Annotated in this window: 22 protein-coding genes; 6 read left to right on the top strand and 16 right to left on the bottom strand. The window is 71.9% G+C overall.

Annotated features, from left to right (window positions below; translation table 11 throughout):
- Positions 1-67: 67 nt before the first annotated feature.
- Positions 68-1,180, bottom strand: a complete 1,113-nt coding sequence (locus tag K8556_RS06185; protein ID WP_223739077.1) for an XdhC family protein — start codon at positions 1,178-1,180, stop codon at positions 68-70.
- 278 nt (positions 1,181-1,458) lie between these two features.
- On the opposite strand from K8556_RS06185, the gene K8556_RS06190 reads away from it, so the two are divergent.
- Complete coding sequence (locus tag K8556_RS06190) at positions 1,459-2,730, top strand: endonuclease/exonuclease/phosphatase family protein (RefSeq protein ID WP_223739078.1); 1,272 nt, start codon at positions 1,459-1,461, stop codon at positions 2,728-2,730.
- 15 nt (positions 2,731-2,745) lie between these two features.
- Here the strand turns inward: K8556_RS06190 and K8556_RS06195 are convergent, their stop codons facing one another.
- Complete coding sequence (locus K8556_RS06195) at positions 2,746-5,751, bottom strand: amino acid adenylation domain-containing protein (RefSeq protein ID WP_223739079.1); 3,006 nt, start codon at positions 5,749-5,751, stop codon at positions 2,746-2,748.
- Positions 5,752-6,143: 392 nt separating this feature from the next.
- On the opposite strand from K8556_RS06195, the gene K8556_RS06200 reads away from it, so the two are divergent.
- On the top strand, positions 6,144-6,560 hold the full coding sequence (locus K8556_RS06200; RefSeq protein ID WP_223739080.1) for a hypothetical protein: 417 nt from the start codon (positions 6,144-6,146) through the stop codon (positions 6,558-6,560).
- A 13-nt stretch (positions 6,561-6,573) separates the two neighbouring features.
- On the opposite strand, the gene K8556_RS06205 is transcribed toward K8556_RS06200, so the two are convergent.
- Positions 6,574-7,548 carry an NADPH:quinone oxidoreductase family protein gene (locus K8556_RS06205; protein ID WP_223739081.1) on the bottom strand — a complete coding sequence of 325 codons (975 nt, stop codon included), beginning with the start codon at positions 7,546-7,548 and terminating at the stop codon, positions 6,574-6,576.
- A gap of 362 nt (positions 7,549-7,910) precedes the next feature.
- Between K8556_RS06205 and K8556_RS06210 the strand changes: the two genes are divergently transcribed.
- A complete protein-coding gene (locus K8556_RS06210) occupies positions 7,911-10,166 on the top strand; it encodes a M4 family metallopeptidase (RefSeq protein ID WP_223739082.1) in 2,256 nt (751 codons plus the stop codon).
- Positions 10,167-10,266: 100 nt separating this feature from the next.
- Here the strand turns inward: K8556_RS06210 and K8556_RS06215 are convergent, their stop codons facing one another.
- The 4 genes from K8556_RS06215 to K8556_RS06230 form a co-directional block, all read right to left on the bottom strand.
- Positions 10,267-11,544, bottom strand: coding sequence for a DUF418 domain-containing protein (locus K8556_RS06215; protein WP_223739083.1), 1,278 nt, complete (start codon positions 11,542-11,544; stop codon positions 10,267-10,269).
- Between the two features lie 72 nt (positions 11,545-11,616).
- On the bottom strand, positions 11,617-12,918 hold the full coding sequence (locus tag K8556_RS06220; protein ID WP_223739084.1) for a DUF418 domain-containing protein: 1,302 nt from the start codon (positions 12,916-12,918) through the stop codon (positions 11,617-11,619).
- Positions 12,919-13,002: 84 nt separating this feature from the next.
- The gene (locus tag K8556_RS06225) at positions 13,003-13,839 is read right to left on the bottom strand and encodes a metallophosphoesterase (RefSeq protein WP_223739085.1); all 837 of its coding nucleotides are present in this window, start codon (positions 13,837-13,839) and stop codon (positions 13,003-13,005) included.
- An 86-nt stretch (positions 13,840-13,925) separates the two neighbouring features.
- A complete protein-coding gene (locus tag K8556_RS06230) occupies positions 13,926-14,288 on the bottom strand; it encodes a response regulator (RefSeq protein WP_223739086.1) in 363 nt (120 codons plus the stop codon).
- Positions 14,289-14,417: 129 nt separating this feature from the next.
- Between K8556_RS06230 and K8556_RS06235 the strand changes: the two genes are divergently transcribed.
- The gene (locus K8556_RS06235; RefSeq protein ID WP_121761695.1) at positions 14,418-14,783 is read left to right on the top strand and encodes a helix-turn-helix transcriptional regulator; all 366 of its coding nucleotides are present in this window, start codon (positions 14,418-14,420) and stop codon (positions 14,781-14,783) included.
- Between the two features lie 14 nt (positions 14,784-14,797).
- Here K8556_RS06235 and K8556_RS06240 read toward each other — a convergent pair whose 3' ends face one another.
- A complete protein-coding gene (locus tag K8556_RS06240) occupies positions 14,798-16,012 on the bottom strand; it encodes a DUF790 family protein (protein ID WP_223739087.1) in 1,215 nt (404 codons plus the stop codon).
- A gap of 66 nt (positions 16,013-16,078) precedes the next feature.
- Complete coding sequence (locus tag K8556_RS06245) at positions 16,079-17,482, bottom strand: DEAD/DEAH box helicase family protein (RefSeq protein ID WP_223739286.1); 1,404 nt, start codon at positions 17,480-17,482, stop codon at positions 16,079-16,081.
- Positions 17,483-17,777: 295 nt separating this feature from the next.
- Between K8556_RS06245 and K8556_RS06250 the strand changes: the two genes are divergently transcribed.
- The gene (locus K8556_RS06250; protein ID WP_083892341.1) at positions 17,778-18,188 is read left to right on the top strand and encodes a response regulator; all 411 of its coding nucleotides are present in this window, start codon (positions 17,778-17,780) and stop codon (positions 18,186-18,188) included.
- Between the two features lie 13 nt (positions 18,189-18,201).
- Here K8556_RS06250 and K8556_RS06255 read toward each other — a convergent pair whose 3' ends face one another.
- Together K8556_RS06255 and K8556_RS06260 are read right to left on the bottom strand one after the other, a co-directional pair.
- Entirely contained in the window at positions 18,202-18,807 is a 606-nt protein-coding gene (locus K8556_RS06255; RefSeq protein ID WP_223739088.1) for an outer membrane beta-barrel protein, read from the bottom strand.
- Positions 18,804-19,892: a hypothetical protein gene (locus K8556_RS06260; RefSeq protein ID WP_223739089.1), complete on the bottom strand. Its 1,089-nt coding sequence runs from the start codon at positions 19,890-19,892 to the stop codon at positions 18,804-18,806. Before K8556_RS06260 ends, K8556_RS06255 begins: the two co-directional genes overlap by 4 nt.
- Before the next feature lie 1,182 nt (positions 19,893-21,074).
- Here K8556_RS06260 and K8556_RS06265 point away from each other — a divergent pair.
- Positions 21,075-21,722 carry a hypothetical protein gene (locus K8556_RS06265; protein ID WP_223739090.1) on the top strand — a complete coding sequence of 216 codons (648 nt, stop codon included), beginning with the start codon at positions 21,075-21,077 and terminating at the stop codon, positions 21,720-21,722.
- Here the strand turns inward: K8556_RS06265 and K8556_RS06270 are convergent, their stop codons facing one another.
- The 5 genes from K8556_RS06270 to K8556_RS06290 form a co-directional block, all read right to left on the bottom strand.
- The gene (locus K8556_RS06270; protein ID WP_223739091.1) at positions 21,723-22,697 is read right to left on the bottom strand and encodes an alpha/beta fold hydrolase; all 975 of its coding nucleotides are present in this window, start codon (positions 22,695-22,697) and stop codon (positions 21,723-21,725) included.
- Positions 22,694-22,996 carry a YkgJ family cysteine cluster protein gene (locus K8556_RS06275; RefSeq protein WP_223739092.1) on the bottom strand — a complete coding sequence of 101 codons (303 nt, stop codon included), beginning with the start codon at positions 22,994-22,996 and terminating at the stop codon, positions 22,694-22,696. Before K8556_RS06275 ends, K8556_RS06270 begins: the two co-directional genes overlap by 4 nt.
- 9 nt (positions 22,997-23,005) lie before the next feature.
- Positions 23,006-24,145, bottom strand: a complete 1,140-nt coding sequence (locus K8556_RS06280) for a hypothetical protein (RefSeq protein ID WP_223739093.1) — start codon at positions 24,143-24,145, stop codon at positions 23,006-23,008.
- Between the two features lie 167 nt (positions 24,146-24,312).
- Entirely contained in the window at positions 24,313-25,269 is a 957-nt protein-coding gene (locus tag K8556_RS06285) for a GNAT family N-acetyltransferase (RefSeq protein ID WP_223739094.1), read from the bottom strand.
- Positions 25,270-25,312: 43 nt separating this feature from the next.
- Positions 25,313-25,984 carry a hypothetical protein gene (locus K8556_RS06290; RefSeq protein WP_223739095.1) on the bottom strand — a complete coding sequence of 224 codons (672 nt, stop codon included), beginning with the start codon at positions 25,982-25,984 and terminating at the stop codon, positions 25,313-25,315.
- Between the last annotated feature and the right edge of the window lie 120 nt (positions 25,985-26,104).

Genomic DNA, 26,104 nt, shown 5'->3' on the forward strand with positions numbered 1-26,104 from the left:
AAGATGGGCGCATGCGCCGTGCGTGTCGCGAGCCCGTTGGTCGCGTGCGGCTCGCGGAGGCGGTCCCTCACGCCGACCTGCGCTCCTGCGGGGTGGCCTCCGCGTGGATGGGCGCCTGCCGCTCGCGCAGCCGTCCCCCGTCGCGTCCGGCCAGCACCGCCTGCACCTCCGCGATGATGGACAGCGCAATCTCGTCCGCGCCCTCCGCGCCCAGGTCCAACCCCATGGGCGCGTGCAGCTTCTCCAACTGCGCGGCGGTGGGCGTACGCGCCAGCTCCCGCAAGATGCGCTCCGTCCTCGCGCGTGGCCCGAGCACTCCCAGGTAGCGCACAGGCAGCGGCACCAGCCGCTCCAGCAGCTCCCGGTCCTGCGGCAGGCTGTGCGTCATCACCAGCACCACGCTGCGCGCGGACAGCGGCACCTTCTCCAACACCTCGCTGGCCCGTGACGCGACGTGCGCCTGGGCCCCCGGGAACCTGCGGCGCAGCAGCTCCACGGGCCGGTCCGCCACCACCGTGAGGTGCCACCCCAGCCCCTGCGCGCGCGCCACCACGGGCGCGACGTCGAAGCCGCTGCCGAACACCACCACCGGCGGCGCCGGCTCCACCACCTCCACCAGCACCTCCGCGCCCCCGCACGCGCCGCTCCAGGGCTCGCCGCGCACCAGCGCCTCCGTCGCCGCCGCGCGCACCGGCTCGAGCAGCGCGCCCTGGAGGTTGCCCGCCGACACGCCGTCCTCGCGCAGCATCAGCCGCGAACCCACCGCGTCCTCGGGGCCCCGGTACACGGTGGCCACCACCGCGCGCAGCGACTGCTTGCGCGCCTCCGCCGCGAAGCCGAGCGCGTCACCCGGGCCTTGCTCCCAGCGCTCCAGCAGGATGTCCACCACGCCGTTGCACCCGAGCGCGAACGACAGGCCGCCCTCGTCCTCCGCGGCGTCGCCGGTGGTGTCGTAGCGCAGCACGCGCGGCCCATCCGACGTCCAGAAGAAGGCCTTGCGCACCAGGTCTCCCTCCAGACACCCGCCGCTCACCCCGCCCGCGAGCCACCCGTCCGCGCCCATCAGCATGCGGGCACCCGGGCGCCGGTACGACGAACCGGACACCGCCACCACCGTCGCCAGCACCACCGGGCCGGAGGCACGCCCGCAGGCCCGCAGCAGCTCATCGAGTTCCTTCATCGCCCGTCCATCTAACCACCCGCGCCCCAGGCCCGGGCCGATTCCGCCACCGGCGGATGTGCACCGCCCGACGCCCGGCGCACGCAGGGCAACCCTCCGGCCGAGCGCCCGCCCCCTGCATGACGCTGGCGGACGAGGCCTCCCGCCACGAACTTGAGCGGAGGACTTCTGGATGGAGGCTCGGTGGAATTCACAGCGCGACGGCATGACGCCCGACATCGCTTCCCCTCTGCTCGTGGCACCCCGCGGGCCTGGCGCCCCAGCAAGGGGAGGGCGGCATGAAGATGCCCGAAGTGCTGGAGCACCTGCCCGCCGTGGGACACCTGCTCGGACGCAAGCCGAGCGGGCCGGAGGATGTCTTGCCGAGGCGTGACCCCACCCTGACCCTGCCGGACTTCCAGGCCGTGCCGCTGCCCTCCAGCGAGCGCCGGCTGGGAGACGGCCGCACCTTCATCGTGCACCACCCCGCGCCGCGCGCGCCCCGGGGACCGGGCCTCACGGTGATGAGCTACAACATCCTCCTGGGCGGCGAGCGCCAGGAGGCGCTGCTGGAGTACTTCACCCAACTGGAGGCCCAGGACCGCATGCCGGACGTCATCGGCCTGCAGGAGGCGGGCGTGCCCATGTCGGTGCTGCTCGCGTCCCGCTTCGGCTTCCACCTGGCGTACCAGGGCAGCGACGGCGACAACGGCACCCGGCTGGTGAACGGCAAGGCCTGGCTGAGCCGCCACCCCATCGTGGACGCCGCGCACTTCACCTACGTCCTCACGGACGCCGAGCGCGATGAGGCCATCACGCGCCAGGGCTACGCGGGGGAGCTGGTGGAGGACCGGGGCGTGCTGTGGCTGAAGGTCCAGGTGGAGGGCCGCCCGCTCTACCTCTACAACCTGCACCACGCGCTGGGGGACTCGGGCATCAACGCCCTCAACCTGCGCCAGCTCAACGCGCTCCTGCGCCGCCGCGAGGGCGTCCCCGCCGTCGTGCTGGGCGACTTCAACGCCAACACCGCCATCAAGCGGGGCGGCTCCTGGCTGGTGGCGCACCTGCTGCACCCGAAGCAGGACAACGACACGGACACCATCGAGGAGTTCCGCCAGCGCTACGGCGACGACATGCACAACGTCACGGTGGGCGACCGCGGCGTGGGCAACATCGCGGACCCGCGCCTGCGCCATGAGCTGCACACGCTGGAGCAGGACCTGCCGGAGACGGTGTGCCACGCGACGACGGTGCGCGTGCGGCTGGCGGACCACTCGCTGACGACGCCCCAGCACGCCCGTCAGGAGCTGAGCTCCGGCCAGATTCCCAAGCACAGCCCCGCGTGGTGGCGCCTGCAGGACATCGCGGACTGCGCCACGCTCACCTCGCACCCGGACAGCCACGGCGTGGTGCACGCCACCGGCAAGCGCTTCGACAACTTCTACGCGACGCGCTCCCTGATTCCGGTCCTCTTCGAGGTGGACCGCTCCACGGAGTCCTCGGACCACCAGCCGGTGGTGGCCCACTACCGCTTCGGCGACGGACATGTGAAGTCCCCGCCGCACCACTGACGCCCCCGCCCTCGCCTACGCGGCGAGGGCCGCGGCGCGGTGACGCGCGAAGAGGTCCTTCACGTAGCGGCGCAGCAGGGCCGAGTCGATGTCCGGGCACTGGATGTCCGTGCCCGCCAGCGCGGCGCGGGTGTGGTCCGTGCGCACGCGCGGCGTGCGGTGGTGCAGCTCCAGCACCGTGCGGGTGCCGTGGTAGACCTTCTCCCGCAGGAACGCGACCAGCGGGAAGAGGGCGTTGTCCGGCCCCACCCGCCCCAGCTCGCGCAGCCACACCGCGGGCGCCACGCGGCGCACCGGGTGCCCGTGCTCGCCCAGCATGTCGAAGAGGGCGTTGTGGGAGGGCTCCTGCTCGCGCTCCGGCGCCAGGTTGTACGTGCCGCCCGGCGCCTGGGTGAGCACCAGGTGCGCGGTGGCGCTGGCCACGTAGTCCACCGGCACCGGCAGCCAGTACTTGTCCGGCAGGTCCGGCGACATGCCCAGTTGCGCGTTGCCCACCAGCAGCCGGCACAGCATGTCGTCCGCGTTGCCGATGCCCGTGCGGCTGTGGCCCTGGATGAAGCCCGGCCGGTAGATGCTGACGGGCAGGCCGCTGTCGCGCGCGTCCACGGCGAGCCGCTCCGCGACCCACTTGGCCCGCGTGTAGCCGTTCTCGTAGGCCATCAGGTCCAGCGAGCGCTCCAGCGCGAAGTCCTCGTCCACCTCCTCCAGGCCCAGCAGCGTGCCCACCGCGCCGTGGACGCTGAGCGAGGACACGTGGTGCAGCGGCTTCGCGCGGCCGTGCGCGCAGAAGGCCAGCACCTGCTGCGTGCCGGCGACGTTGGGCCGCCCCGCGTCCGCGTACGGCAGGATGTAGCTGATGCTCGCGGCCGAGTGCACCACCGCGTCGCACTGGAGCGCCAGGGCGTCATGCACGGACGCCTCCAGCCCCAGCCGCGTCCGGGTGATGTCGCCCGCCACCGCCTGGATGCGCCCGTCGCGCCAGGGCAGGTGCACGCCGTACTTGCGCGCGGTGGCGCGAAGCCGCGCGCCGGCCTCCGCGTCGTCGCGCGCCCGCACCAGGCAGTGGATGCGCTCCACGCGGGGCGCCAGCGCGGCCAGCAGGTGGATGCCCAGGAACCCCGTCGCCCCCGTGAGCAGGAGCGTGCGCGGCGGCTGCGTGACGGGCACGGGGGCCGTCAGCCGGGGCAGGGCCGCGGACCGCGCGTCCGTCAGCAGCGTGGCGCGCACGCCCTGGGGGCCCGCTTCGGCCGGGGCCGCGCCGGCCTCGCAGAAGGGCAGCAGCAGCGCGGGCGTGGGGTGCGAGTACACGCGGCGCGACGGCAGCGACACGCCGAAATCCTCCTCCACCTGGGCCAGGACGTGCGCCACGCCCAGCGAGTCACCGCCCGCCTGGAAGAAGTGCGTGTTCGCCGTGACGGTGCCCGGGGCCGCGCGCAGGCCCCGCTCGAAGGCGCGGCACAGCCGTTCGATGGGGGTGGCGGGCGTCGCGGGCGCGGCGTGGGGCTCTGCCGCGGTGGCGCCCACCCAGTCCACCGGCGGCGGCAGCGCCGCCCGGTCCACCTTGCCCAGGTGGGGCATGAGCGGCAGGCGCGGCAGCGCCACGAAGCGGTGCGGCACCATGTAGTCCGGCAGCACGGCGCCCAGGTGCGCGCGCAGCGCGTCCAGCGACACCGTGTGGCCCTCCTGCACGCTGTGGTACGCCACCAGCAGGCCCGTCGTCTGGCCCTGTGCGTCCGTGTGCTCGAAGACCGTCACCGCCGCCTGCGCGACGCCCGGATACGCGTACAGCGCCTGCTCGATGGCCTCCAGCTCGATGCGGAAGCCGCGCAGCTTCACCTGCTGGTCCATCCGGCCCAGGAACACCAGCGCCCCGTCCTCGCGGCGCACGGCCTCGTCCCCGGTGCGGTACCACCGGGCGCCCTGCGCGTCCGTGGGGAAGCGCTCCCGCGTGCGCTCGGGCTGGTGGCGGTAGCCCTCCGCCACGCCCTCGCCGCCAATCCACACCTCGCCGGTGGCGCCCACCGCGACGTCCTGGCCGTCCGGCCCCACCACGCGCACGCGCACGCCCGGCAGCGCCTGCCCGATGGGCACGGGCGACTCGCCGCCCTTCACCCGGTACGCGGTCGCGCAGACCGTCCCCTCCGTGGGGCCGTAGGCGTTGAAGACGCGGCGGCCGGACGCGTGCCACCGCTCCGCGAGCGGCGCCGGGCAGCGCTCGCCCGCCATCACCACGCACGCCACGTCCGGCAGCGTGTCCACGTGCGGCCCCAACTGCCCCAGCACGGACGGCGGCAGGCACAGGTGCGTCACGCGCTGCCGGCGCAGGTAGTCCGCCATGCGCCGGCCGGGCAGCAGGTCCTCGCGCGTGCCCTGCACCACGGTGCCGCCCGCGAACAGCGTGGGGAACACCTCCCACACGGACGCGTCGAAGTTGATGCTGGCGAACTGGAGGTGCCGCGTGTCCGGCCCCAGGCCCAGGAGCGGCGCCACGCCCTGCACCAGGTTCACGAGCCCCCGGAACGTGCACACCACGCCCTTGGGCTCACCCGTGCTGCCGGAGGTGTAGATGAGGTAGGCGGGCCGCTCCAACGGCGCGTCGATGACGTCCGGGACCTCGCCGTCCTCCGCCGCGTCCACCGCCGCCGCGTCCGCCTCCAGGAAGGGCAGGGGCGTCCCCAGCCACGTCTCCAGGAGCCCCACGGAGACGCGGTGCATGCGCTGCGTGACGACGCCGCGCAGGCCCGCGTCGCGCAGGATGCGCAGCAGCCGCTCGTCGGGGAGGAACGGGTCCAAGGGCACGTAGGCCGCGCCCGCCATCCAGATGCCCAGGATGGCCGGGATGACCTCCGGCCCGGGCACCACCATCAACCCCACGCGGTCTCCCGGCTGGACGTTCCACTCGGCCCGCAGCCGCCGCGCCACCCGGGCCGCCCTTCGCAACAGCTCCGGCTGCTTCAGCACCGTGGCGCCGAAGGCGACCTCCGCGGTCGGGGGAAGACGCAGCGTGGACGGAAGGGCCATGGTGCATTCCTTGGGATGTGGTGACTTACGCGCGGGGGGCTTCGCGTCGGAAAAGTCTAAAGACTGGCAGCGCTCGCGCAATACGTAGGAACCGCGCGGTGATACACGCGGAGTCTTGATTGCGACACACACGCTCGGGTCATCCACGCCCCCGTCTCCGTCAGGGGACGCCCGCACACGGTGTGTGTCATTCCTGTCTGGATATATCTTTAAAACATCGCGGGCGCGTATCGCCACGGCAGGTGGACGATGTCTGTCTTTTTCCCGTGGGGGTGTGCCGCCGCCGCGCGCGGGCCCCCGGGCGGGTGGGTGCGGCCTGATTCGTCGGGGTGGGGCCGCACCCCCTGACGCGCTGGATGATTCAGGGGGCCTGGGCTGTAGTGGAGGACCGGATGCCTTCGCTACGACACGCCTTCCTGCTCAACGCCGTCCGCGAGCTTGGCCGCTCGGTGCCGGACATCGCCCGCTCGCGCGCCTCCTGGGACGCGTGCCTGGAGCGGATCCGCGAGGCGTGCGTCACGACGCTGGGCATGGAGTACGACACGCTCTCCCGCTTCGACGCGCGCTCCGTCGTCGGGCTCTTCGCCCACCCGGAGCAGGCGCGCATCCTCGCCCGGCTGGTGGATGAGCGGGCGCGCCTGTGCGAGGCCCACGGCCGGTACGCGGACGCGCTGGCGGACAGCGTCTACGCGGGGCAGCTCCTCATGTGCTCGCGCGCCCGCTTCGGCCTGCCCCGGGACGCCCGCGCCGCGGACGTCCTGGAGCGCGAGGCGGGGACCCCCACGCCCCTGCCTCGCCCCGAGGAGTGACGCCGGGGGGGCGTCAGCCGGCCTTCACCTTCAGGACGACCTTGCCCACGGCCTGACGCGACTCCAGCTCGCGCAGCGCCCGGGCGCCCTCCTCGAAGGGGAAGACGCGGCCCACCACCGGGTTGACGAAGCCCTTCGCCGCGAGCGCCTCCAGCTCCCGGGCGATGGTGCCCGCCAGCTCCGGCGCCTGCATCAGGGAGGCGCCCCACGCCACGCCCACCACGGAGACGTTGCGCAGGAGCAGCCGGTTCACCGTGACGGAGGGAATCTGGCCGCTGGCGAAGCCCACCACCAGCAGGCGCCCCTCCGGGGCCAGCACCTTGAGGCTCTTCTCGAAGACGTCGCCGCCCACGGGGTCCAGCACCACGTCCGCGCCCCGGTCGTCCGTGGCCTCGCGCACGCCGGCCTGGAAGTCCTTCGAGAGGAGGACGACGTCCGCGCCCGCGCGCTTCGCCACCTCCCGCTTGCGCTCGTCGCTCACCACCGCCAGCACGCGCGCCCCGGCGCCCTTCGCCACCTGCACGGCCGCGGTGCCCACGCCGCCCGCCGCGCCGTGCACCACCACCGTCTCACCCGGGTGCAGCTTCCCGCGCCGGTGCAGCGCGAAGTGCGCCGTGTGGTAGTTCATCACCACGCCCGCCGCCTGCTCGAAGCTCCACGCCTCCGGAATGGGGAAGGCCAGCTCCGGCGCCACCACGCAGGCCTCCGCGAAGCCGCCCAGGGTGAAGGAGAAGCCCATCACCCGGTCGCCCGGCTTCACCCGCGCCCCCGCCGGCGCGGCGCGCACCACGCCCGCCACCTCCACCCCCGGCACGAAGGGCACCTCCGGCTTCATCTGGTACTGGCCCCGGGTGAGCAGCAGATCCGGGAAGCTCACCCCGGCCGCCACCACGTCGATGAGCACCCCGTCCCCGGCCTCCGGCTCCGGGACCTCCACCATCGCCAGGCCGTCCGGCCCCGCCAGCCGCTGAAGCTGCAACGCGCGCATGTGTGTCGCCTCCTGGACCCGGGACGCTAGCCCGTCCGCCCCGCCCCGGAGGCCCTCGGGATGTCAGCGGTGACACAGGACCCACCCGGGTCGGGAATAAATGAGACGGCAATTTCTCCCCGGCGTTCACTCATTGCACGCATCCGCCGACAGGTGCTTCAGCCATGAAGTAACCGCCTTTCCGGATTGAAGCACCTACCCCGTTCCCGCCGGGCTGCGTGAGTCCCTCCGTCATTTCAAGCAGTTGCGAGATATCTCGAAGTTTGAGAAAAGATGTAAAAGTAGAAATCTCGCCTGTACTTGAAAAACGCGCGTCTCCTGTGGCACAGTGTTTTCCTAATCTTTCCCCTTAGGAGGATTGCATGTACGAGAAGCGAGTACGCGGCGCCCTGGGTGCCGCTGCCCTGTCCCTGATGGTCGGCGCCTGCACCGACGGCGCTCCCGCCGCGAACACGGAGGACGCGAACATCCAGAAGGCTTCCGCCAACCTGTCGGCGGGCCAGAAGGTCATCGCGGCGGACTCCGACGCGGTCCCCACCTTCCTCACCGGTTCCTTCGGTTCCGTTCCCGCTCCCTCGGCCATCCAGGGCATCGCGGCCCAGCAGCAGTTGGCGCCGGTGCTCGCGAACGTGGCGCCGCTGTTCCGCCTGAACGCGAACGACCTGTTCCTGAAGCGCGCCTACGTGGGCTTCGACGGTGACACCCACTTCCGTTACGGCGTGACCCAGAACGGCATCCTGGTGCAGGACGCCGAGGTCCGCCTGCACGCGCGCAACGGCTCCGTGTTCGCGGTGAACTCGAACGCCCGCGGCGACCTGAAGGGCGAGCTGAAGGCCTCCATCGCGTCCGACGCGGCCATCGCGGCGGCCGTCGGTGATCGCGGCTCCCCGGAGCGCGCGGCCGCCAACGGCGAGCCCCAGCTCGTGTACCGCCGCTCGGGCAACGAGCTCATCCTGGCCTACGAGGTTCGCGTCCAGGGCGAGCTGAAGGACACCACCCCGGTGGATGACTCCGTGTACGTGAACGCCAAGACGGGTGACGTCTTCGAGCGCGTTCCGCACATCCACTCCGCGAAGAAGCGCGAGGTGTGGGATCTGCAGCACCGCACCACGCCCTCCACGGCCGTCAAGGGCCGCTTCGAGGGTGAGGCCCCGGTCGCCGACCAGGTCATCAACAACAACTACGACCACCTCGGCACCGTCTACGACTGCTACAGCAACCTGTTCGGCCGTGACTCGTACGACAACGCCGGCCACCTGCTGAAGAGCTACGTCCACTACAGCAACAACTACGTCAACGCCTACTGGGACGGCTCCCAGATGGTGTACGGCGATGGCGACGGCGTGAACGCCTCCAACCTGGCGAACTCGCTGGACGTGACGGCGCACGAGCTGACGCACGCGGTGACGGAGTACGAGTCCAACCTCACCTACTCCGGTGAGTCCGGTGGCCTCAACGAGTCCATCTCCGACATCTTCGGCGCGGTCTGCGAGTGGTACGGCAAGGGCAAGGTCATCGACGAGGGCACCTGGATCGTCGGCGACGACGTCTGGACCCCGAACATCCCGGGTGACGGCCTGCGCTACATGAAGAACCCCACGCAGGACGGGGACTCGCTCGACTACTACCCGGACTACGGCTCGGGCGTGGACGTGCACTACAGCTCGGGTATCTCCAACCTGGCGTTCTACCTGATGTCCCAGGGTGGCACGCACCCGCGCGCCAAGACGACCCAGGTCGTCAACGGCATCGGCTTCGAGAAGGCCGCCAAGGTCTTCTACAAGATCAACGCCGACCTGCTGACCGCGTCCTCCAACTTCGAGGCGGCGAAGACCGCGTCGGAGCAGGCCGCGACGCAGTTGGGCTTCACCGCGGCGGAGATCACCGAGGTCGGCAACGCCTGGAAGGCCGTGGGCGTGGGCGTGCCCGTGCCTCCTCCGGTGACCACGCCGATCGAGAAGGGCGTGCCCGTGACGGGCATCAGCGGCACCTCCGGCAGCAAGGTGTACTACTCCGTGACGATCCCCGAGGGCGCCACGGACGTGACCTTCACGCTGTCCGGTGGCACGGGTGACGCGGACCTCTACGTCCGCAAGAACAACGCCCCGACGGACTCCCTGTACGACTGCCGTCCGTACAAGTCCGGCAACGCGGAGACCTGCACCTTCGCCACCTCCGGCGCCAAGGGCATCTGGTACGTGATGATCAAGGGCTTCACGACCTACTCGAACACCAGCCTGTCCGTGACCTGGAAGGGTGGCTTCGAGGACATCGGCAACGAGACCCGCATCGAGGGCCTCTCCGGCGTGCCGGGCTCCAGCCGCACCTTCATCATCGACATGCCTGAGTTCAAGAAGGACTCCGGCATCAACACCCTGTCCATCGCGCTGGGCGAGGGCGAGGGCAACGCCGACGTCTACGTGCAGGCCGCCGCCGCTCCGACGTTCACGTCCTACCTGGGCCGTGGCGTGAAGGAGAGCGCGACGGAGAGCGTCATCCTGCGCAACATCCCGGCGGGCAAGTACTACATCACGATTGTCGGTGTGCCGAGCCTGGTCGACACGACGGTGGACGGCTACATCAACACCGTGTTCGCGGCCTCCTACAAGGTCAAGTAGTGCCTGAAGGCGCAGGGCGCGGCGAAGGTGCCGCGCTCCGCTCCTGAGACCCCGGGCTCCCGCCTCCTCGCGGGACCCGGGGTTCTTTTTTGTCCCCGCTTCAGCTCGCCGCGGGCGCCGCGGTGGGTGCCAGGCGCATGGGCTGGGCGCGGCCGTAGGTGAGCGAGCGCCACAGCCACTCCACCGGCCCGAAGCGGAAGCGCGCCAGCCACCAGTGGCTGAAGGCCACCTGTCCCGCGAACAGGGCCAGGCACATGAGCAGCGTGAGCGACGGCGGCGTCTTGCCGACCAGCCCCAGGCCCCAGCCGTCATACACGCACAGGCTCAGCACGGACTGCATGAGGTAGAGCGTCAGCGCCATGCGGCCCGCGGGGGTGAAGACGCCCAGCACCTTGCGCCAGCGCTCCCTCTGGAAGAGCAGCGCGAAGGCCGCCGCGTAGCCCACGCCCAGGAAGAGGATGCCGACGTCCTTGGGGATGCGCATCCACACCAGCCACCCCGGCAGGCTCGTCACGCCCCGGTACGCCAGGTTGAGCGCCAGGACGAAGAGCCCGATGGCGCCGCCCACCCCCAGCCCCCAGGCGGCCAGCTTCCGCAGGAGCGGGCGGTGGCGCTCCACGTCCTGCAGGAGCCCCCGGCGCCCGGCCCACAGGCCCAGGAGGAAGCGGCCCAGGATGATGGACAGCAGCACCGGGCGGTTGGGGTTGGGGATGCTGGCCCAGCCGTAGTCCGCGTTGGCCTGCTGGGTCGTCACCACCGAGTCGCTGGACAGTCCGGCGAGGAACGCCGCGCGGCGCTCCGCCTCCTCCTCCCGCGTGGCCTTCTGGGCGCGCTCCGTCGCCGCCGCGCCGTCCAGCAGCACCGGGAGCAGCCGCTGCCCGATGGAGAAGACGATGGGCACCACGAACAGGAACAGCGCCGCCCAGACGAGCACCGTCTTCCCGGAGCACTCGCGGAACGACAGCAGCAGGAAGCCCACCAGCGCATAGGTGGTGAGGATGTCGCCGAACCAGATGGCGAACATGTGCACCAGCCCGATGCCCAGCAGCACGAGCAGCCGGCGCCGGTACACCGGCACGATGGAGGTGCCCCGCCCCTCCGCGCGCGTCATCTGGAGCGCGAAGCCCAGGCCGAAGAGGAGGGTGAAGAGGGTGACGAACTTCTGCTCGATGAGCAGCGCGAAGAGCGAATTGACCGTGAGCTCCAGCGGCGACGCGGCCAGCGCCAGGGCCTGCTCTTTCGGCAGGAACAGCCGGCCGTTGAACCAGTTCAGGCTGTTGGAGATGAAGACGCCCAGGAGCGCGAAGCCGCGCAGGGCGTCCAGGGCGTGGACGCGCTGCGCGCTCTCAATGGGACCGGCGGAAGGGGACTCGGACATGCCGGGCACTACATGCCGGTGCCCTCGGCAGCGTCAAATCACGCGCCCCCGCTTTTGAGATGGCGATACAGCTCAGTGCGCCGCGCGCGCCGCGCTGGCGGGGACCAGTCGCATGGGCTGGATGCGGCCGTAGGTGAGCGAGCGCCACAGCCACTCCACCGGGCCGAAGCGGAAGCGCGCCAGCCACCAGTGACTGAAGGCCACCTGCGCCGCGAAGACGCCCAGGCACATGAGCACCGTGCGAGACGGCGGCGTGCGGCCGACGAGCCCCAGCCCCCAGCCGTCATATAGCCAGATGCTGATGACCGACTGCATGAGGTAGAGCGTCAGCGCCATGCGGCCCGCGGGCGTGAGCACGCCCAGCACCTTCCTCCAGCGCTCCTTCTGGAAGAGCAGCGCGAAGGCCGCCGCGTACCCGCAGCCCATGAAGAGGTAGCCCACCTCCCGCAGGGTGCGCATGCCCACCATCCACACCGGTTGCTCGAGCTGGGCGCCGGGGCCGCCGGGGGCGCCCTGTTTCCTCAGGTAGAGCACCAGCGACAGGGTGGCGACGGCGCTGCCCACGCCCAGCCCCCAGGCCATCACCCGCACGAGCAGCGCGCGGTGGCGCTCCACGTCCTCCAGCAGCCGGCGGCGTCCGACCCACAGGCCCAGGAGGAAGCGGCCCAGGATGATGCACAGCCAGATGGGGCGGCCCGGGTTGGGCAGGTTCTGCCAGGCGAAGACGGCGTTGGCCTGCTGTGACGTCAGCACGGAGTCGCTGGACAGGCCGGTGAGGAACGCCGTGCGGTGCGCGTTCTCCAGTTCGCGCGTGGCCTTGGCGGCCTGCTCCGCGGCCTCCTTGCCGTGCAGCAGCTCCGGGCCGAAGCGCTGCGCGACGGACAGCGCGAGCGGCAGGACGACGAAGAGCACCGCCACCCAGGTGAGCACCGTCCTGTCCGAGCGCTGCCGGAACAGGAGCAGCACGAAGCCCACCAGCGCGTAGGTGCTGAGGATGTCCCCCACCCAGACGGCGAACATGTGCACCAGCCCGATGCCCAGCAGCACGAGCAGCCGGCGCCGGTACACCGGCACGATGGAGGCGCCCCGCCCTTCCGCGCGCGTCATCTGGAGCGCGAAGCCCAGGCCGAAGAGGAGGGAGAAGAGGGTGACGAACTTCTGGTCCACGAAGAAGGCGTAGAGCTGGCGGACCACCATCTCCAGCGGGGGCGCGGCCAGCGCCTGGGACTGTTCGCTCGGCAGGAGCTGCCGGCCGCTGAACCAGCTCAGGCTGTTGGAGACGAAGACGCCCAGCAGCGCGAAGCCGCGCAGGGCATCCAGCAGGTGCACGCGCTCGGAGATCTCGACGGGGCCAGCGGAGGAGGGCTCGGGCATGGCGTGCAACTACACGCCCGCGGGCCGCGCACCGTCAAACGCGTGGGGGATGGCGCGGCGCGCGCCGGACGGTGACTCGCGACGTCACGGCTGGGGGACGGGCTGGGGACCGGGGAGGACCTCGCGCAGGCAGCGCTCCAGGCCGCCCCGGTGGCGCCATTGCATGGGGTAGCCCAGGGAGACCTCCTCGAAGCGCACGCCGTCGCGCCACAGCGTGGCGGGCATGTGCAGGTGCCCCGTCACCACCACCTCCGCGCGGTAGCGCGTGTGCCAGTCCTCGGTGAGCCGCGTGCCGCACCAGATGGAGAAGCGCGGGATGCGGGGCAGCCGCACGTGCTCGTAGCGCAGCGGGTAGTGGTTGATGAGGATGGTGGAGCACTCCGGCGGCAGCCGCTCCAGCCGCGCGCGGGTGCGCTCCACGCGCGCGTGGCACCAGGCCTGACGGGTGGGGTAGGGCTCCGGATGCAGCAGCACCTCGTCCGTGCACATCAGGTCGTCCTCCCAGGCCCACTCCAGCGCCTTGTCCGCGGGCACGGTGTCCGGGCGGAAGGTGTAGTCGTAGCCCAGGAACATGGGGACGATGACGCGGGGCGGGCCCTCGCCGGGCCAGCGCGGATACGGGTCCTCCGGCGTGAGCGCGCCGTAGCGGTGGCACAGGTCCACCATGCGCAGGTAGCGCGCCTCGCCCTTCAGCGGGGGCTGCTCGGAGGGCATGGTCCACAGCTCGTGGTTGCCCGGCACCCAGACGACCTGGCGGAAGCGCGCGGTGAGCGTGCGCAGCATCAGCTCCATCTCCGCGAGCGTCTCGCCCACGTCGCCGCCGACGATGAGCCAGTCGTCCGGACGCGGCGCGAGTGCCGCCAGCGCCTCGTGGTTCTCCTTGTGCCGCAGGTGCAGGTCGCTGATGGCGTAGAGCTTCATGGCGTGCGTGGGGAAGGCCCTACCTTAACGCGCACGGCCGCGCACGCCATGGGAACGCCCGGCCGTCCGCTCGCCGTCAGCTCCCATCAGCTCAACGACGCCAGGAGTGCCAGCACCTGCTGCGGCGGCGCGGCGCGGTCCATCCAGGTGATGCCCTTCTCCCGCAACCCGCGGGACGGGGGATGCGTGGTGTGCAGCGCGCACGCGGCGCGCGGAAGCCGGGCGCGCACGCACGTGAGCAGGCCCAGCCCGTCACCATCCGGCAGGCCATAGCCGCTCACCACCACGGACGGCGCCGCTTCCCCCATCAGCCGCTCCGCTTCGCGCACGCCCAGTGCGAAACGCTTGTCTCCGGGCAGGTACCTGGAGAGTCGCCGCAGCGCGGCCAGCGCACGCGGATCCGCGTCCACGAAGAGGAAGCTGGGAGGGGGGCCGGAGGGCTCTCGCATGAAGGCAATGGGTGGTGCGGACAGGCTAGACGCAAGAGGTTGTGTCGCGAAAAGCCTACCCCGGAAGTTCTTGGAAGCCAACCTCTCAAGTCATATCGACATGGGCGAACCCGGTAGGTTAACGACCCCATGGAAAAGACCCTCGCATCCCGGCTCGGAGGCGCGGCCCGCGTCGCCCGCACCCGCCTGAACCTGACCCAGGCGGACGTGGCGGAGCGCATCGGCATCGCCAGTGAGGTCTACGGGCGCCTGGAGCGCGGCCACATGCTGCCCAGCATCCAGACCTTCCGCCGGTTGTGCGTGGTGCTGTCCATCTCCGCGGACGAGGCGCTGGGGCTCAAGCCGTCGCAGGACGTGAAGTGGGCCGCGGAGCCTCCGTCCGACTACGGCGAGTCCGCGGAGTTGCGCCGGCTGCTGCGCCGCGCGAAGCAACTGGACCGGGGCTCCGTGCGCATCCTCAGCGTGCTGGCCTCGCAGTTCAAACCCCGCGGCTGAGGACGCGCGGGCGCTCATCCGGCCTGCGCCGCGCCGTCCCATCGCGCGAGCCGCTCCCGCAGCTTCCGGACGGAGGGAAAGCCGTTGAAGAGCACCACCTGCGGGTGGCCCTCCAGCGCCTGCCGCTCCGCCGCCTCCTTCGCCAGCGCCCGGTCCACGCCCAGCAGCAGCCCCGCGTCCGGGCGCGCGCGCAGCTCCGCCAGCCGGCGTGACAGCGGCGCGGCGTGCCACGGGTGGAACAGCTCCAGCGCGACCTGCTGGCCCGTCTTCCGGTGGCGGAAGGTGAGGTCCGGCACGCACAGGCCGGCGGCGCCGGTGTGGCGGGGCAGCGGCGTCAAGTCCAGCTCCCAGGCCTCGTCCTCGAAGCCCTCCGCCAGCGCGGCCACCTCCGGCGGCACGTGACCCAGCGCGGCGGGCAGCGGGGACACCAGCGGATCCTCGTGGGAGAGCTGGAGCGTGGAGACCTTGCGCGCGTCCTCCAGCACCGCGGACAGCTCCCAGCGCTCCAGGACGGGGACCACGGAGAGGAAGCTCGCGAGCTGCAGGCCGTACTTCTTCTGCAGGGCCAGCATGGCGCCGGGGCCCTCCACCTCCAGGGACCAGTCCTCGCCGTCGCGCCGCACCTCCGCCACCAGCCGGCAGAACTTCAGCCAGCGCAGGAGCTTGCGCACGCGCAAGAGCTCCGGCGACCGCGCGCGCAGGGTGAGGCGCCGGGCGTTGAGCAGCGGCCCCTGCGCGAGCGCCAGGTTGTAGCGGTCCAAGAGCGCCTGCGGCGTGAGCGCCTCGCCGTCCCACCCGAGCAGCTTCCGGTTGCCGGGCAGGTCCGAGTAGAGCGCCTCGCGCGTGTCCGCCAGGGGCGCGTCCAGGGCCTCCGTGAGGCGCGCTTCGTAGGCCTCCAGCGCTGTGTCCGGGGCAAGGGTCCGCAGCACCTTCGCGCCCACGAGCAGCGTGCGCCAGCGCGCCTCCGTGGCGCCTTCACCGGCCTCGTCGAAGAGGAGCCGGTCGAGCAGCAGCTTCACCAGGCCGCGCGCGACCTTGGGGCGGCTGAACGCGCCGGCCTTGAGGCTGAAGGACTCCTCCACGTCGTCGCGGCTCTGGCCCCGGAACGCCTCCGCGTCCGCGAGCAGCTCCTTCGCGAGCGCCTGGAGGGACGGGTCGTGCGTCTTCACGAACGACGGGCGCAGGATGCCTTCGCGCACGCGCGAGGCGAGCAGCTCACGCGTCAGCATGCCGAGGACCCCCGCGCACGGCGCGAGGTGATGCGCTCGCGCTCCTGGCACGCGCGCGGGCGGACGTCATGTTCCAGCATCGGGCGGACCCTCCGGCTCCTGGTAGGCGCGGTGCTGCCGGCGTCTCTCGCTGATGCCGCTCTCCGCCGTCTGCGCGGAGCACACCTCGTACAGGAGGGCGCGCTTGCCGGGGCGCTTTCGCAGGATGCGGCCCAGGCGCTGGACGTGCTCGCGCACGCTGCCGCTGCCGCTGAGCACCACGCCCACGCGCGCGTCCGGCACGTCCACGCCTTCGTTGAGCACCCGCGAGGTGAGCAGCACCGGCAGCTCCGCGCTGGCGAACGCGGCGAGCAGCGCCTTGCGCTCCGGCAGCGGCGTGTGGTGCGTGAGTGCGGGCAGCAGCAGCCTGCGCGCCAGCGTGTAGACCGTCTCGTTGTCGTCCGTGAAGACGATGACGCGGTCCTCGCGGTGCTCCAGCAATATCTTCCAGAGCGCGTCCAGCTTGCCGCTGGAGGTGAGCGCGATGCGGCGCTGCTCCCGGTAGCCCCGGTACGCCGCGCGCCCCTCGTCGCTGCGCTGGCTCTGCGCCAGGAAGCGCGCCCAGCCTTCGGGAGACGCGAGCGGCACGCCCAGCTTGCGCACGAACGTGAGGTAGCGGCCCCGCGCCTCGTCGTAGCGGGTCTTCTCGTCGGGCGTGAGCGGCACCTCGATGCGGCGGACTTCATAGGGCGCCAGGTACTGGCCCTGGAGCTCGTCGATGCCGGTGCGGTGCACGAGCGGGCCCAGGAGCTCCTCGCACACGCGCTCGCCGCCGTCCGCGCGCTCCAGCGTCGCGGTGAGCCCCAGCCGGTAGGGCGCGAGCGTCCCCTCCGCGATGAAGCGGTAGCTGGGCGCGGGCAGGTGGTGGCACTCGTCGCAGATGAGCAGGCCGAAGCGGTTGCCCGTGAACTCCATCTGCATCGCCGCGGAGTCGTACGTCGTCACCGTGAGCGTCTGCCGGTCGTTGACGCCGCCGCCCACCATGCCCACCGGCGTGGCGAAGTGCTTCGCCAGCACGCCCTGCCACTGCGCCATCAGGTCCAGCGTGGGCACCACCACCAGCGTGGGCCGCTTCACCCACGCGATGGCGAGCACCGCCAGCAGCGTCTTGCCCGCGCCGGTGGGCAGCTCCACCAGCCCCCGGCCTCCCGCGCGCGTCCAGGCGTCCAGCGCCGCGCGCTGGTGCGGAAACGGCTCGATGGGCACCGCCAGGGGCAGCTCCGCCGGCTCGAAGCGCTTCGCGCGGTCCTCGTAGGGCAGCCCGCATTCGCGCAGGCGCAGGACGACGTCGCGGTAGTGCAGCGCGGGCGCGCGGAAGACGCCCGTGCGCCCGTCCTTCTGGAAGAGCGCGTGCAGGCGCGCGTCGTCGGGCAGCGTCGGGGCCACCAGCGTGCCGCTGTCGTAGTGCAGCTCGGTGAGGGGGGAGGGCAGGGGCTCGATGGCGGACGCTCGGGACGCGGGGGGAACCGACGTGGGGGGAGACTCGCGCGGGATGGGAAGTAGCGGGTTGGAGGGCGCTCCGCCACTCTGGCCCGTGCGGCCGGAAGAAGCCACGGGCGCGGACGGTTGGCCGCCTGGATGGACGGCGTGCGCACCTGGACGCGGGATGGATTGATTCGAAGGGGGTCCGGGCGTTACCTGCTCATCCCATGTCCTGGACCCGCCCCGCCGCTGCTCGCCGTGTTCCGCCCGTCGGCTGGAGGCCCGTGTCCTTCCGGGCGTCGCGCTGATGCGGGTCCTGGTCGTCAGCCCGCATGCGGCGTCGCGCGCGCTGCTCAGCCGCTTCCTGGACGCGGAGCCGGACGTGGAGGTGTCCGCCACGGGCGAGCCCGATGACGCCTTCGCCTCCATCAAGGAGAACAAGCCCGCGCTGGTGGTGGTGGACCTGCGCCGTCCGGACGAGGACCACCCGCTGTTCCTGGGGCTCTTGCGCAAGCGGCACCCGTCGCTGCCGGTCATCTCGCTGGTGCCCGGCCGGCTGCGCATCTTCGACGGCCGCTCCGAGCGCGTGCGCGAAGCCCACGGCGACACCGCGGAGGCGCTGCACCACCTGATGGGGTCGGTGCTCCAGGCCACGCGCGACCTGCTGGCCCAGCACCTCCTGCGGATGCTGCGCCCGCCGGTGGGGCGGGCCTGAAGCCCCCGCGCGACTACAGGCGCAGCCGGTAGCCCAGGGCCGCGAGCACCGCGCCCGCGTTCACGCTGCCGGTGGTGAGGAAGTCCACCCGGGCGAAGTGGTACTTCGCCTCCAGGAAGGCGCCGCCGGGACCCAGCGGCAGCTCCGCGCCCGCGAGCACCTGGAAGCCTGGCCCGCTGCCGCTCTCCGACGTGGTGCTGTCGAAGGACTCCACCGTCGCGCGGTGCAGGTACAGGCCGGGGCCCGCGCCCACGTAGGGCGTGAGCGGCCCCAGCGCGCGGGGGAAGCGGAACACGGCGGACAGTTGGATGGCCACCTCGCGCTCGGCGAGCGTGTACGGCGACTCGATGGGCTGGCCCAGGTTGTCCAGTTGTGGCCCGCGCAGCGTCCCCGACGTGGAGGGCCGGTGGTAGTTCACCTCCAGCACCAGCGCGAGGCGCCGCTGGAGGAGGGGCGTGAGGTAGCCCACCTCGCCGCCGAGGAAGAGGTCGCCGCCGAGCGAGGTGACGGGCTTGATGAAGCCCACCTTGGGCGCGATGAAGAGGGGGCCTCCGGTGTCCTTCTTGGAGGCGGGGGCGGCGGCCAGCGCCGCGGCCGCGAGCAGGGCGAGGGCGTTCATGGGGTGACGGTGAAGCCGGAGGACGCGGGGAGGGTTCCGAAGGCACCGCTGGGGTCCGCGACGATGAGCCCGTAGGTGCCGGGCACGATGCCGCCGGGACACGCGGGGTCCGTGACGGGCCGCGAGTCGAAGCCGGAGCAGTTGGGTACGGTGGCGCGGAGCTGCGCCTGGGAGACGTACGTCACGTCGTACAGCGGGATGTTCACCGTCTGGCCGGGGTCCGTCTTCACGGGCGCGACGAGGTACACGTCGTGGGTGCCGGGCGTGAAGGGCTTCGCGGTGCCGGACGCGGTGTTGGTGAGGGTGATGGTCGTGTCGCTGTTGGCGGGGCCGCTCGCGGGCGACACGGAGAGGTTGCCCAGCCGCGGATAGGTGATGGTGAGCGCCTGGGGACGCGTGACGGAGCAGCCCTCGGGGTTGGTGAGGGTGAGCGCGTAGGTGCCCTCCGGCGTCGCGGGGGGCACCTCGGTTTCGATGCGCGTGTCGGAGACGACGGTGACGGTGAAGAGGGGCTGGTCCTCTTCGCCCTGGCGCTGGAGGACGATGAGCGGCAGTGCGTCCGCGCGGAAGCCGCTGCCTTCGATGACGAGGGGGCTGGCGGCGTTGTAGCGGAAGCCCTCGGGCGCGGTGAGGGTCGTGATGACGGGCGGTGGCACGACGCGCAGGGCGTCCTCGAGCTCGGCGGTGCCGCCGAGGGGGTTCGTCACGGAGACGGTATAGGCGCCGGGCGGGAGCGTGTTCGACGGCGTGCTGTCGCGGGTGGGCAGGTCCATCCGCATGAGCTCGGTGCGCGCGAAGAAGAGGTGGTCCGCGGGGAGCGTGTAGTCGGCGGGGCCGCTCAGGGAGACCGTGGGAAGCTCCACGGACGGCGAGTCGGTGAGCGCGTCGCGAGGCACGGGGGTGAAGCGGTCGCCGATGAGCTCCAGGCGCCATCCCGACGGGGCGCCACCGGCGTTGCAGACGCGCGCGGGGGTGATGAGCCGCTGCCTCGGATTGATGAGGCCTTCGAGCTTCGGGGTGGTGCCTTCGGTCGATTCGGAGCAGGCGACCAGGCTGAGCAGTGCGGCGGCGACCGGAAGGCGCACGGGTTCCTCCATCATCCCGTCAACAAGGCTGTCACACGTTAGGCCGGGGCCCCGGAGGGTCAGGAGTTTTTTCCGGCTCAGGGCCCACAGTCGGGGTCGGCCCGTGGGCCGGGATGGCTCAAGTCCCCGATATCAAAGGGGAATATCCCGCGAAGAAGTGTCGGCACGGCGAATGCTTAGGCACCCCGGCATCAGCAACGGGCAGCACGGCGGGGGGGACGGAGTCGGTGGGGGGAAGCCGTACTGCTTCAAGGGGAACAGGGCGGGACGGGGCAGCAAAGGCGGGACGGGGTAGGGCGGGTTGGGGCAGCAAAAGCAGGACGGGGCAGGGCGGGACGGGGCAGCAAAAGCAGGACGGGGCAGGGCGGGACGGGGCAGCAAAAGCAGGACGGGGCAGGGTGGGACGGGGCAGCAAAGGCAGGACGGGGTAGGGCGGGTCGGGGCAGCACGCAGGACGGGGTAGGGCGGGTCGGGGCAGTAAAGGCAGCACGGGGCAGGACGGGTGGGACGGGGCAGCAAAGGCAGGACGGGGTCGGGCGGGTCGGGCAGCAAAGGCAGCACGGGGCAGGACGGGCGGGACGGGGCAGCACGCAGGACGGGGTCGGGCGGGTCGGGGCAGCACGCAGGACGGGGGCGCAAAGGCGGTACGGGGTCGGGCGGGTTGGGGCGGCACGCAGGACGGGGCAGGACGGGCGGGACGGGGCAGCACGCAGGACGGGGTAGGGCGGGACGGGGCAGCACGGGCGGGACGGTGGAGGGGGACGCAGCACGCAGCACGGTGGATCAGGGCAGTGCGCATCACCTCACACCGCGCGGCACCGGGGGGCAGCAGGCTGCGCGGTCGAGCAGGGCAGCAAGCAGGTCGCGGGACGGGGCTGGGCGGCGGGACGGAGCAGTGCGCAGTTTGGGGGAGTCCGGCAATGGCGGCCGTGGTCGCCGGACGGGAGACGTGAAGGGCCGTGAATCAAGACGTGGCGGTGCGAGAGCTTCGCGATCCAGCCGGCGGCGGCATCGAGGCGACGCGACAGTCAGCACCGGGCGTGTGGCAGTGGCGGGAGTGGAGTGGCGGGTCGGGGGGAGCAACACGCAGCCGGGTCTCGGAGCGCGAGTGATTCCGGGATCCGGCGTACCTCGCAAATCTCATCGCGCGTGGCCGCGATGTCTGGAACGGGGAGAAGCCTCATGGGAGCGGTGTCCATCGTCACCGCGGCGGTCATGGTCCTGGCGACTCACACGGCCATGGCCCAGTCAGCACCGCAGGCGCAGTTGCCGCAGGTCCAGGCCCAGCAGGGCGAAGGCCGGCGCCGCATGAATGATCCGGAGCGGCTGGCGCCCTTCGGCCTCATGCTCGACGCGGGCATGCCCGAGGGCGCGGGACTCTCCGGCGTCCTCCGGCCCTCGCCGCACCTGCGAATCCACCTCGGCGGCGCGCACAACGGCCTGCGAGGCGCCTTGCGCGCGGGACTCACGCTCCTCCCGCTGAAGAGCAAGGTCTCTCCCTCGTTCTCCTGGGAGTTCGGACACGCGCAGGCCGCGAGCACGAAGACGCTGAACCGGAGGCTCGCGGACCGCACGCAGTTGCCCACCTCCTCCATGGAGCGCGTGGGTTACACGTACATCAGCACGCACCTGGGCCTGGAGTTCAACGCCACCCGGCGCCTCAGCTTCTTCGTGCGCGGCGGCATGAGCTTCATGGAGATGGACGTCCCCAGCCTCAAGAAGCTGGACGAGCCCTTCCGCGACTCGCTGTCTCCCGCGGAGACGCAGTCGTGGATGATGCGCAAACTCCAGCCGTCCGGAAAACTCGGCCTCACCTTCTTCTTCGGCTGATCAGCGGGCGAGCACCCGCTCGAAGAACGCGAGCGCTTGCGCCTCCGCCCAGAAGTACGGACGGTGCACGCGGCCCGCGACGAAGCCCACGTGGCCGCCCTGCTCGGTCAGCACCACGCTGAGCAGCGGGTTGTCCCGCGCGGAAGGCGGAATCACCGGCGCCTCCAGCATCGGATCATCCGCGGAGCTCAAGAGCAGCGTGGGCCGGCGGATGTCCGCGAGCCGGGGCCCCGACGACGCCTCCCGGTAGTAGTGCTCCGCGTCCCGGAAGCCATGCAGCGGCCCGGTGACCACGTCGTCATAGCCCCGGATGGTGCGCGCCGCCTCCATGCGCTTGCCGTCGAACGCGCCCGGGAACCGCCGCAGCTTCGCGCGGGCCTTGCTCTTGAGCGTGCGCAGGAACCGCTCGCGGTAGAGCCAGTGGTAGCCGCCGCCACCATCCAGCTTGCGGCAGCACGCGTCCAGGTCGTACGGCGCGCTGATGGACGCGGCGGCCACGACCGGCGCCGCTTCGCCCGTCTCCTCCAGCAGCCGGCACAGCACGTTGGCGCCCAGGGAGAAGCCCACCGCGAGCATGGGCCCGGTGATGCGCGCGCGCACGTCCGCCATCACCAGCAGCGTGTCCGCCGTGTCCCCGGAGTGGTACGCCCGGGCCAGCCGGTTCGGCTCCCCGCTGCACGAGCGGAAGTTGATCGCCGTGGCGCCCCAGCCGCGCTTCGCCGCGCCCCGCAGCACCTCCGTGACGTAGCCCGCCTGGGAAGACCCCTCCAGGCCGTGCAGCACCACCACGTGCGGCGCGCCCGTGGGCCCGTCGAAGGTGTCCAGGTCGACGAAGTCCCCGTCCGGCAGGTCCCTCCGCTCCCGGCGCAGGGGAGGCACGCGCGTGGGGCGCACGAGGGACGCGTAGATGGTCTGCGCGTGCGCGCCGCGAAGGCCCGGCGCGGGGATGAACGGCTCGGTGGGCTGGAAGGTCACTTCCGCTCCCTGATGGCGCGCGCCATCCGCATGGAGGCGCAGCCGGACTCACGCACGGCCTGGGCCTCCGCGGTGAGCTGGAACAGCGCCAGGTAGTTGTGCACGCGCTCCTCCAGCGTGGGGGCCTCGATGCGGCGGCAGACCTCATCCGCCGCGTAGTCCCGGCACACCTGGGGCCGCCGCTCGTACACGGTGCACAGGTTGTCCGCGCCCAGGTGCGGGCACCTCAGCCCCAGCGGCTTGTCCAGCGCGGCGATGTCCGGCGCCACGCAGCAGGCGCCACAGCAGGTGCACTCCATGGGACTCCTTCAGCGGCGGACGGCCTGCTCCACCTTGCCCAGGTTCGTCACGGTGAGCGTGACGCCCTGGCCCTTCTTCCACGCGGCGAACTCCTCCTCGCGCGTGGGCTTCACCTCGTGCTGCTTCACGCCGCCGTCGTCGTAGCGCACCAGCACGGTGTAGTCCTCTTCCCGCCGCACCCGCTCGTTCGTCCCGGCGGTGAGCTCCGGCCAGCGCGGCGGCCCCTCCGTGCCCTTGAGCTCGCGCGTGTCCACCGGCTTCCAGGCGTACGTGTCGTAGGAGCACTGCTGCGCGTAGACGGGCTCGTTGCGGTAGCGCGTCTCCGTGTCGCAGTCCTCGTAGGACTCGCTGCAGTACTTCGTCACGTCGTGGCAGACCTCCTCGGCGAAGCCGTTGCCCTTGTCGCGACGGGTGCACTTCTCCTCGGTGCCGCAGGCCACCTTGCGCGTCTTCGTCCGGCACACGCGCTGGGTGCCGTCCGCCACCCGGCGGGTGCCGCGCTGGCGGGACTCGCAGTCGCGGATGTTCGCCACGCCCGCGACCTCGCCCGTGCCGTTCACCGGCATGCGCGGAGACGTGGGGCGCAGCTCGTCCCGCCAGCCCGTGCGCGTCTCCGGGACGAAGCGCTCCTGCACCAGCGCGCGGCGCCAGTTCGTGGCCACCACCTCGCCCTGGAGCTCATGCTTCATGTTGCCCCAGATGCCCACCGCGCAGGTGCCCAGGCAGCACGAGCCCAGGATGCCCACCACGATGAGCGCCACCTTCCCGAGGCGGCGCGGCTTGGGCGCGGGCTTCGGTGGGGCCTGGGGGGACAGGTCCGCCAGCGGCGCGGCCTTCGCGTCCGAGCCCCGCTCGGCGGAGCACTGCCGGCAGCGCTTGCCGTCGCCCCGGTTGGCCGCGCCGCAGTAGGCGCAGAACCAGTCCTCGCCGGCGCCGGCCAGGTCCAGGGCCTGTTCGTCGGTGACGCCTTCGCGGGTGGACCTTCCGGAGGCCGCGTCCACGTCACCGAAGTCGAACTCGGACTCCTTGCCGGTGAGCTCCCGCGGGTTGTTGCAGGAGGGGCAGTTCTTGTGACGGGCAGGGATGTTGCGGGCGCCACAGGACGTGCAGTTCCAGGTGCCCTCGATGATGCGCCTTCGCTCGGCCATGGGGCGCATCCTAGGGGACCTGTCGCCGCCTGACACATCCGGGTTGGGGGCAGCGCCCCTGCTCCCACCCGGCCGGAGGTCAGGCGGCCAGCGCGCCCTTCCAGGGATGGCGGCGCGCGGGTTCCCCTGTCACGTCGGACGGTGGCGGCGGTCCCGAAGCACCGGGCTCACACCCAGAGGGCGCGAGGGAAGGGGACCTCCGGCGCGGCGGGCAGCCCCGGGCGCAGCGGACGCAGCATGGGCAGCGACCCGTCCCGCTGCACCCGCACCGCGCCGGGGACCCCGCCCAGCAGTGACGCCGTCGCGGGCTCCTCCCACCACACCACGCGCTTGAGCCCGGCCTGATGCGCCACGCGGCGCGCCTCCGTGAGCAGCGCCTCCGCCGACGAGGCGTCCCGCGCATCCAGCATCAGCACCACCAGCTCGCCGTAGCGCGCGTTCATCGTCCACAGCGCGGTGGACTCCCCCACCACCGCGCCGCACGTCCGGGGACGGGGCCGCGCCAGCAGGTCCGCGTAGATGCGCTCCCGCTCCAGGTGCCAGTCCACCTGCGCGGCGCCAGGCCACAGGAAGAAGGGCACGTTCGGCCGGCGCATCCGCGCGAGCGCCCCCGCCACGTCCGTCTCCTGGAGCCCCGCGTCCACGGGCCGTCCCCCCGGCGCGTCCACCGCGTCCAGGTGCCAGTCCCACGCGGGCACCTCCACGTAGCCGGACCGGCGGTACAGCGGCGCCCCCACGTCGGAGAACAGGACCACCGAGTGCGGACGCGGCGCCACCCGCTCCAGCTCCGCGGCGACGGCGTCCATCAACCGCGTGGCGTGCCCCCGCCCGCGCAGGTGCTCCTCCGTGTACACGCTGGCGATGGCGTAGCTGTCCCCTTGCGTCAGGTGTCCGTCCGCGCCCCGCAGGAAGCTGTCCGTGTGGAAGGTCTCGCATGACGCCAGCACCCGGCCGTCATCCGCCAGCCACAGCCACGTGTTCATGCCCTCGCGGCTCCACGGGTGCGCGCGCAGCCGCGCTTCGCGCTCCTGGTACTGCGGCACGCTCAGGGGCGAACCCCACGCGGCATGGGTGACGGAGTCGCGCTGCGCCTTCTGCGCGTCGGTGGCGAGGACGAGGGACATGGTGCCGGGCACCCTAGACGCGCGCCCCGCCCGCGCGCGAGCCCTACAGCGTCGTGGTGTACGGGAACCGGAAGTGCAGTTGCAGGTACGCCTGCCCCACGTGGAAGATGCCGTCCCCCAGGGAGTCCGGCAGCCCCAACCCGCCCAGCTCCTGCGGCACGTAGAACGTGGACTCCCAGCCCACGCTGACGAGGAAGCTCTTCGCCAACTGGAACTCCAGGTCCGCGCCCAGGCTCGCTCCGGGCCGCAGGAAGTGCGTGTCCGGCAGCGTGTCGGAGAAGATGTACGCGTACGTCAACACCAGCCCCACGCCCAGCTTGAAGCGCACCGGACTGGACGACAGCGGCACCCCCAGCCCCAGCGGCTTGAACGTCACGCCGTACATCCCCGTGTCGCGGTACTTCGGCGAGATGATGAACGAGTCCGGGATGAAGATGGACGGCGAGATGCGGATCTCGTCCATCTGCTTCGCCTGCTTCCGGTAGCGCGCGGGAATCGCGCGCTGGTTCTTGCGCAGCCACTCCTTGTCCAGCACCGCGTCCACCGACAGCTTCAGCCCCGTGTGCAGCAACTGGTCGTCCGCGATGGGGCCGGAGAACACGAACACCGCCGGCCCCACGCCCACGTCCACCGGAACGGTGACCTTCTGCGCCGCCGTGACGACCGCGGGCCAGGACAACGACACGAACAGCAGCGCGAGCAGGGTGGGCCTCAAGGGCGGGTCCTCACGTACCGGGGCCAGGAAGGGCCCGCATTTCGAGCCTAGAAGGTGGAGACGCTCCCTGTCCCATGGCGTTAAGAAGTTCACGCCGGAAAGGGAGCCGGCACTCTCACG

The organism is Corallococcus sp. AS-1-12, from assembly GCF_020036995.1.
Classification (GTDB): domain Bacteria; phylum Myxococcota; class Myxococcia; order Myxococcales; family Myxococcaceae; genus Corallococcus.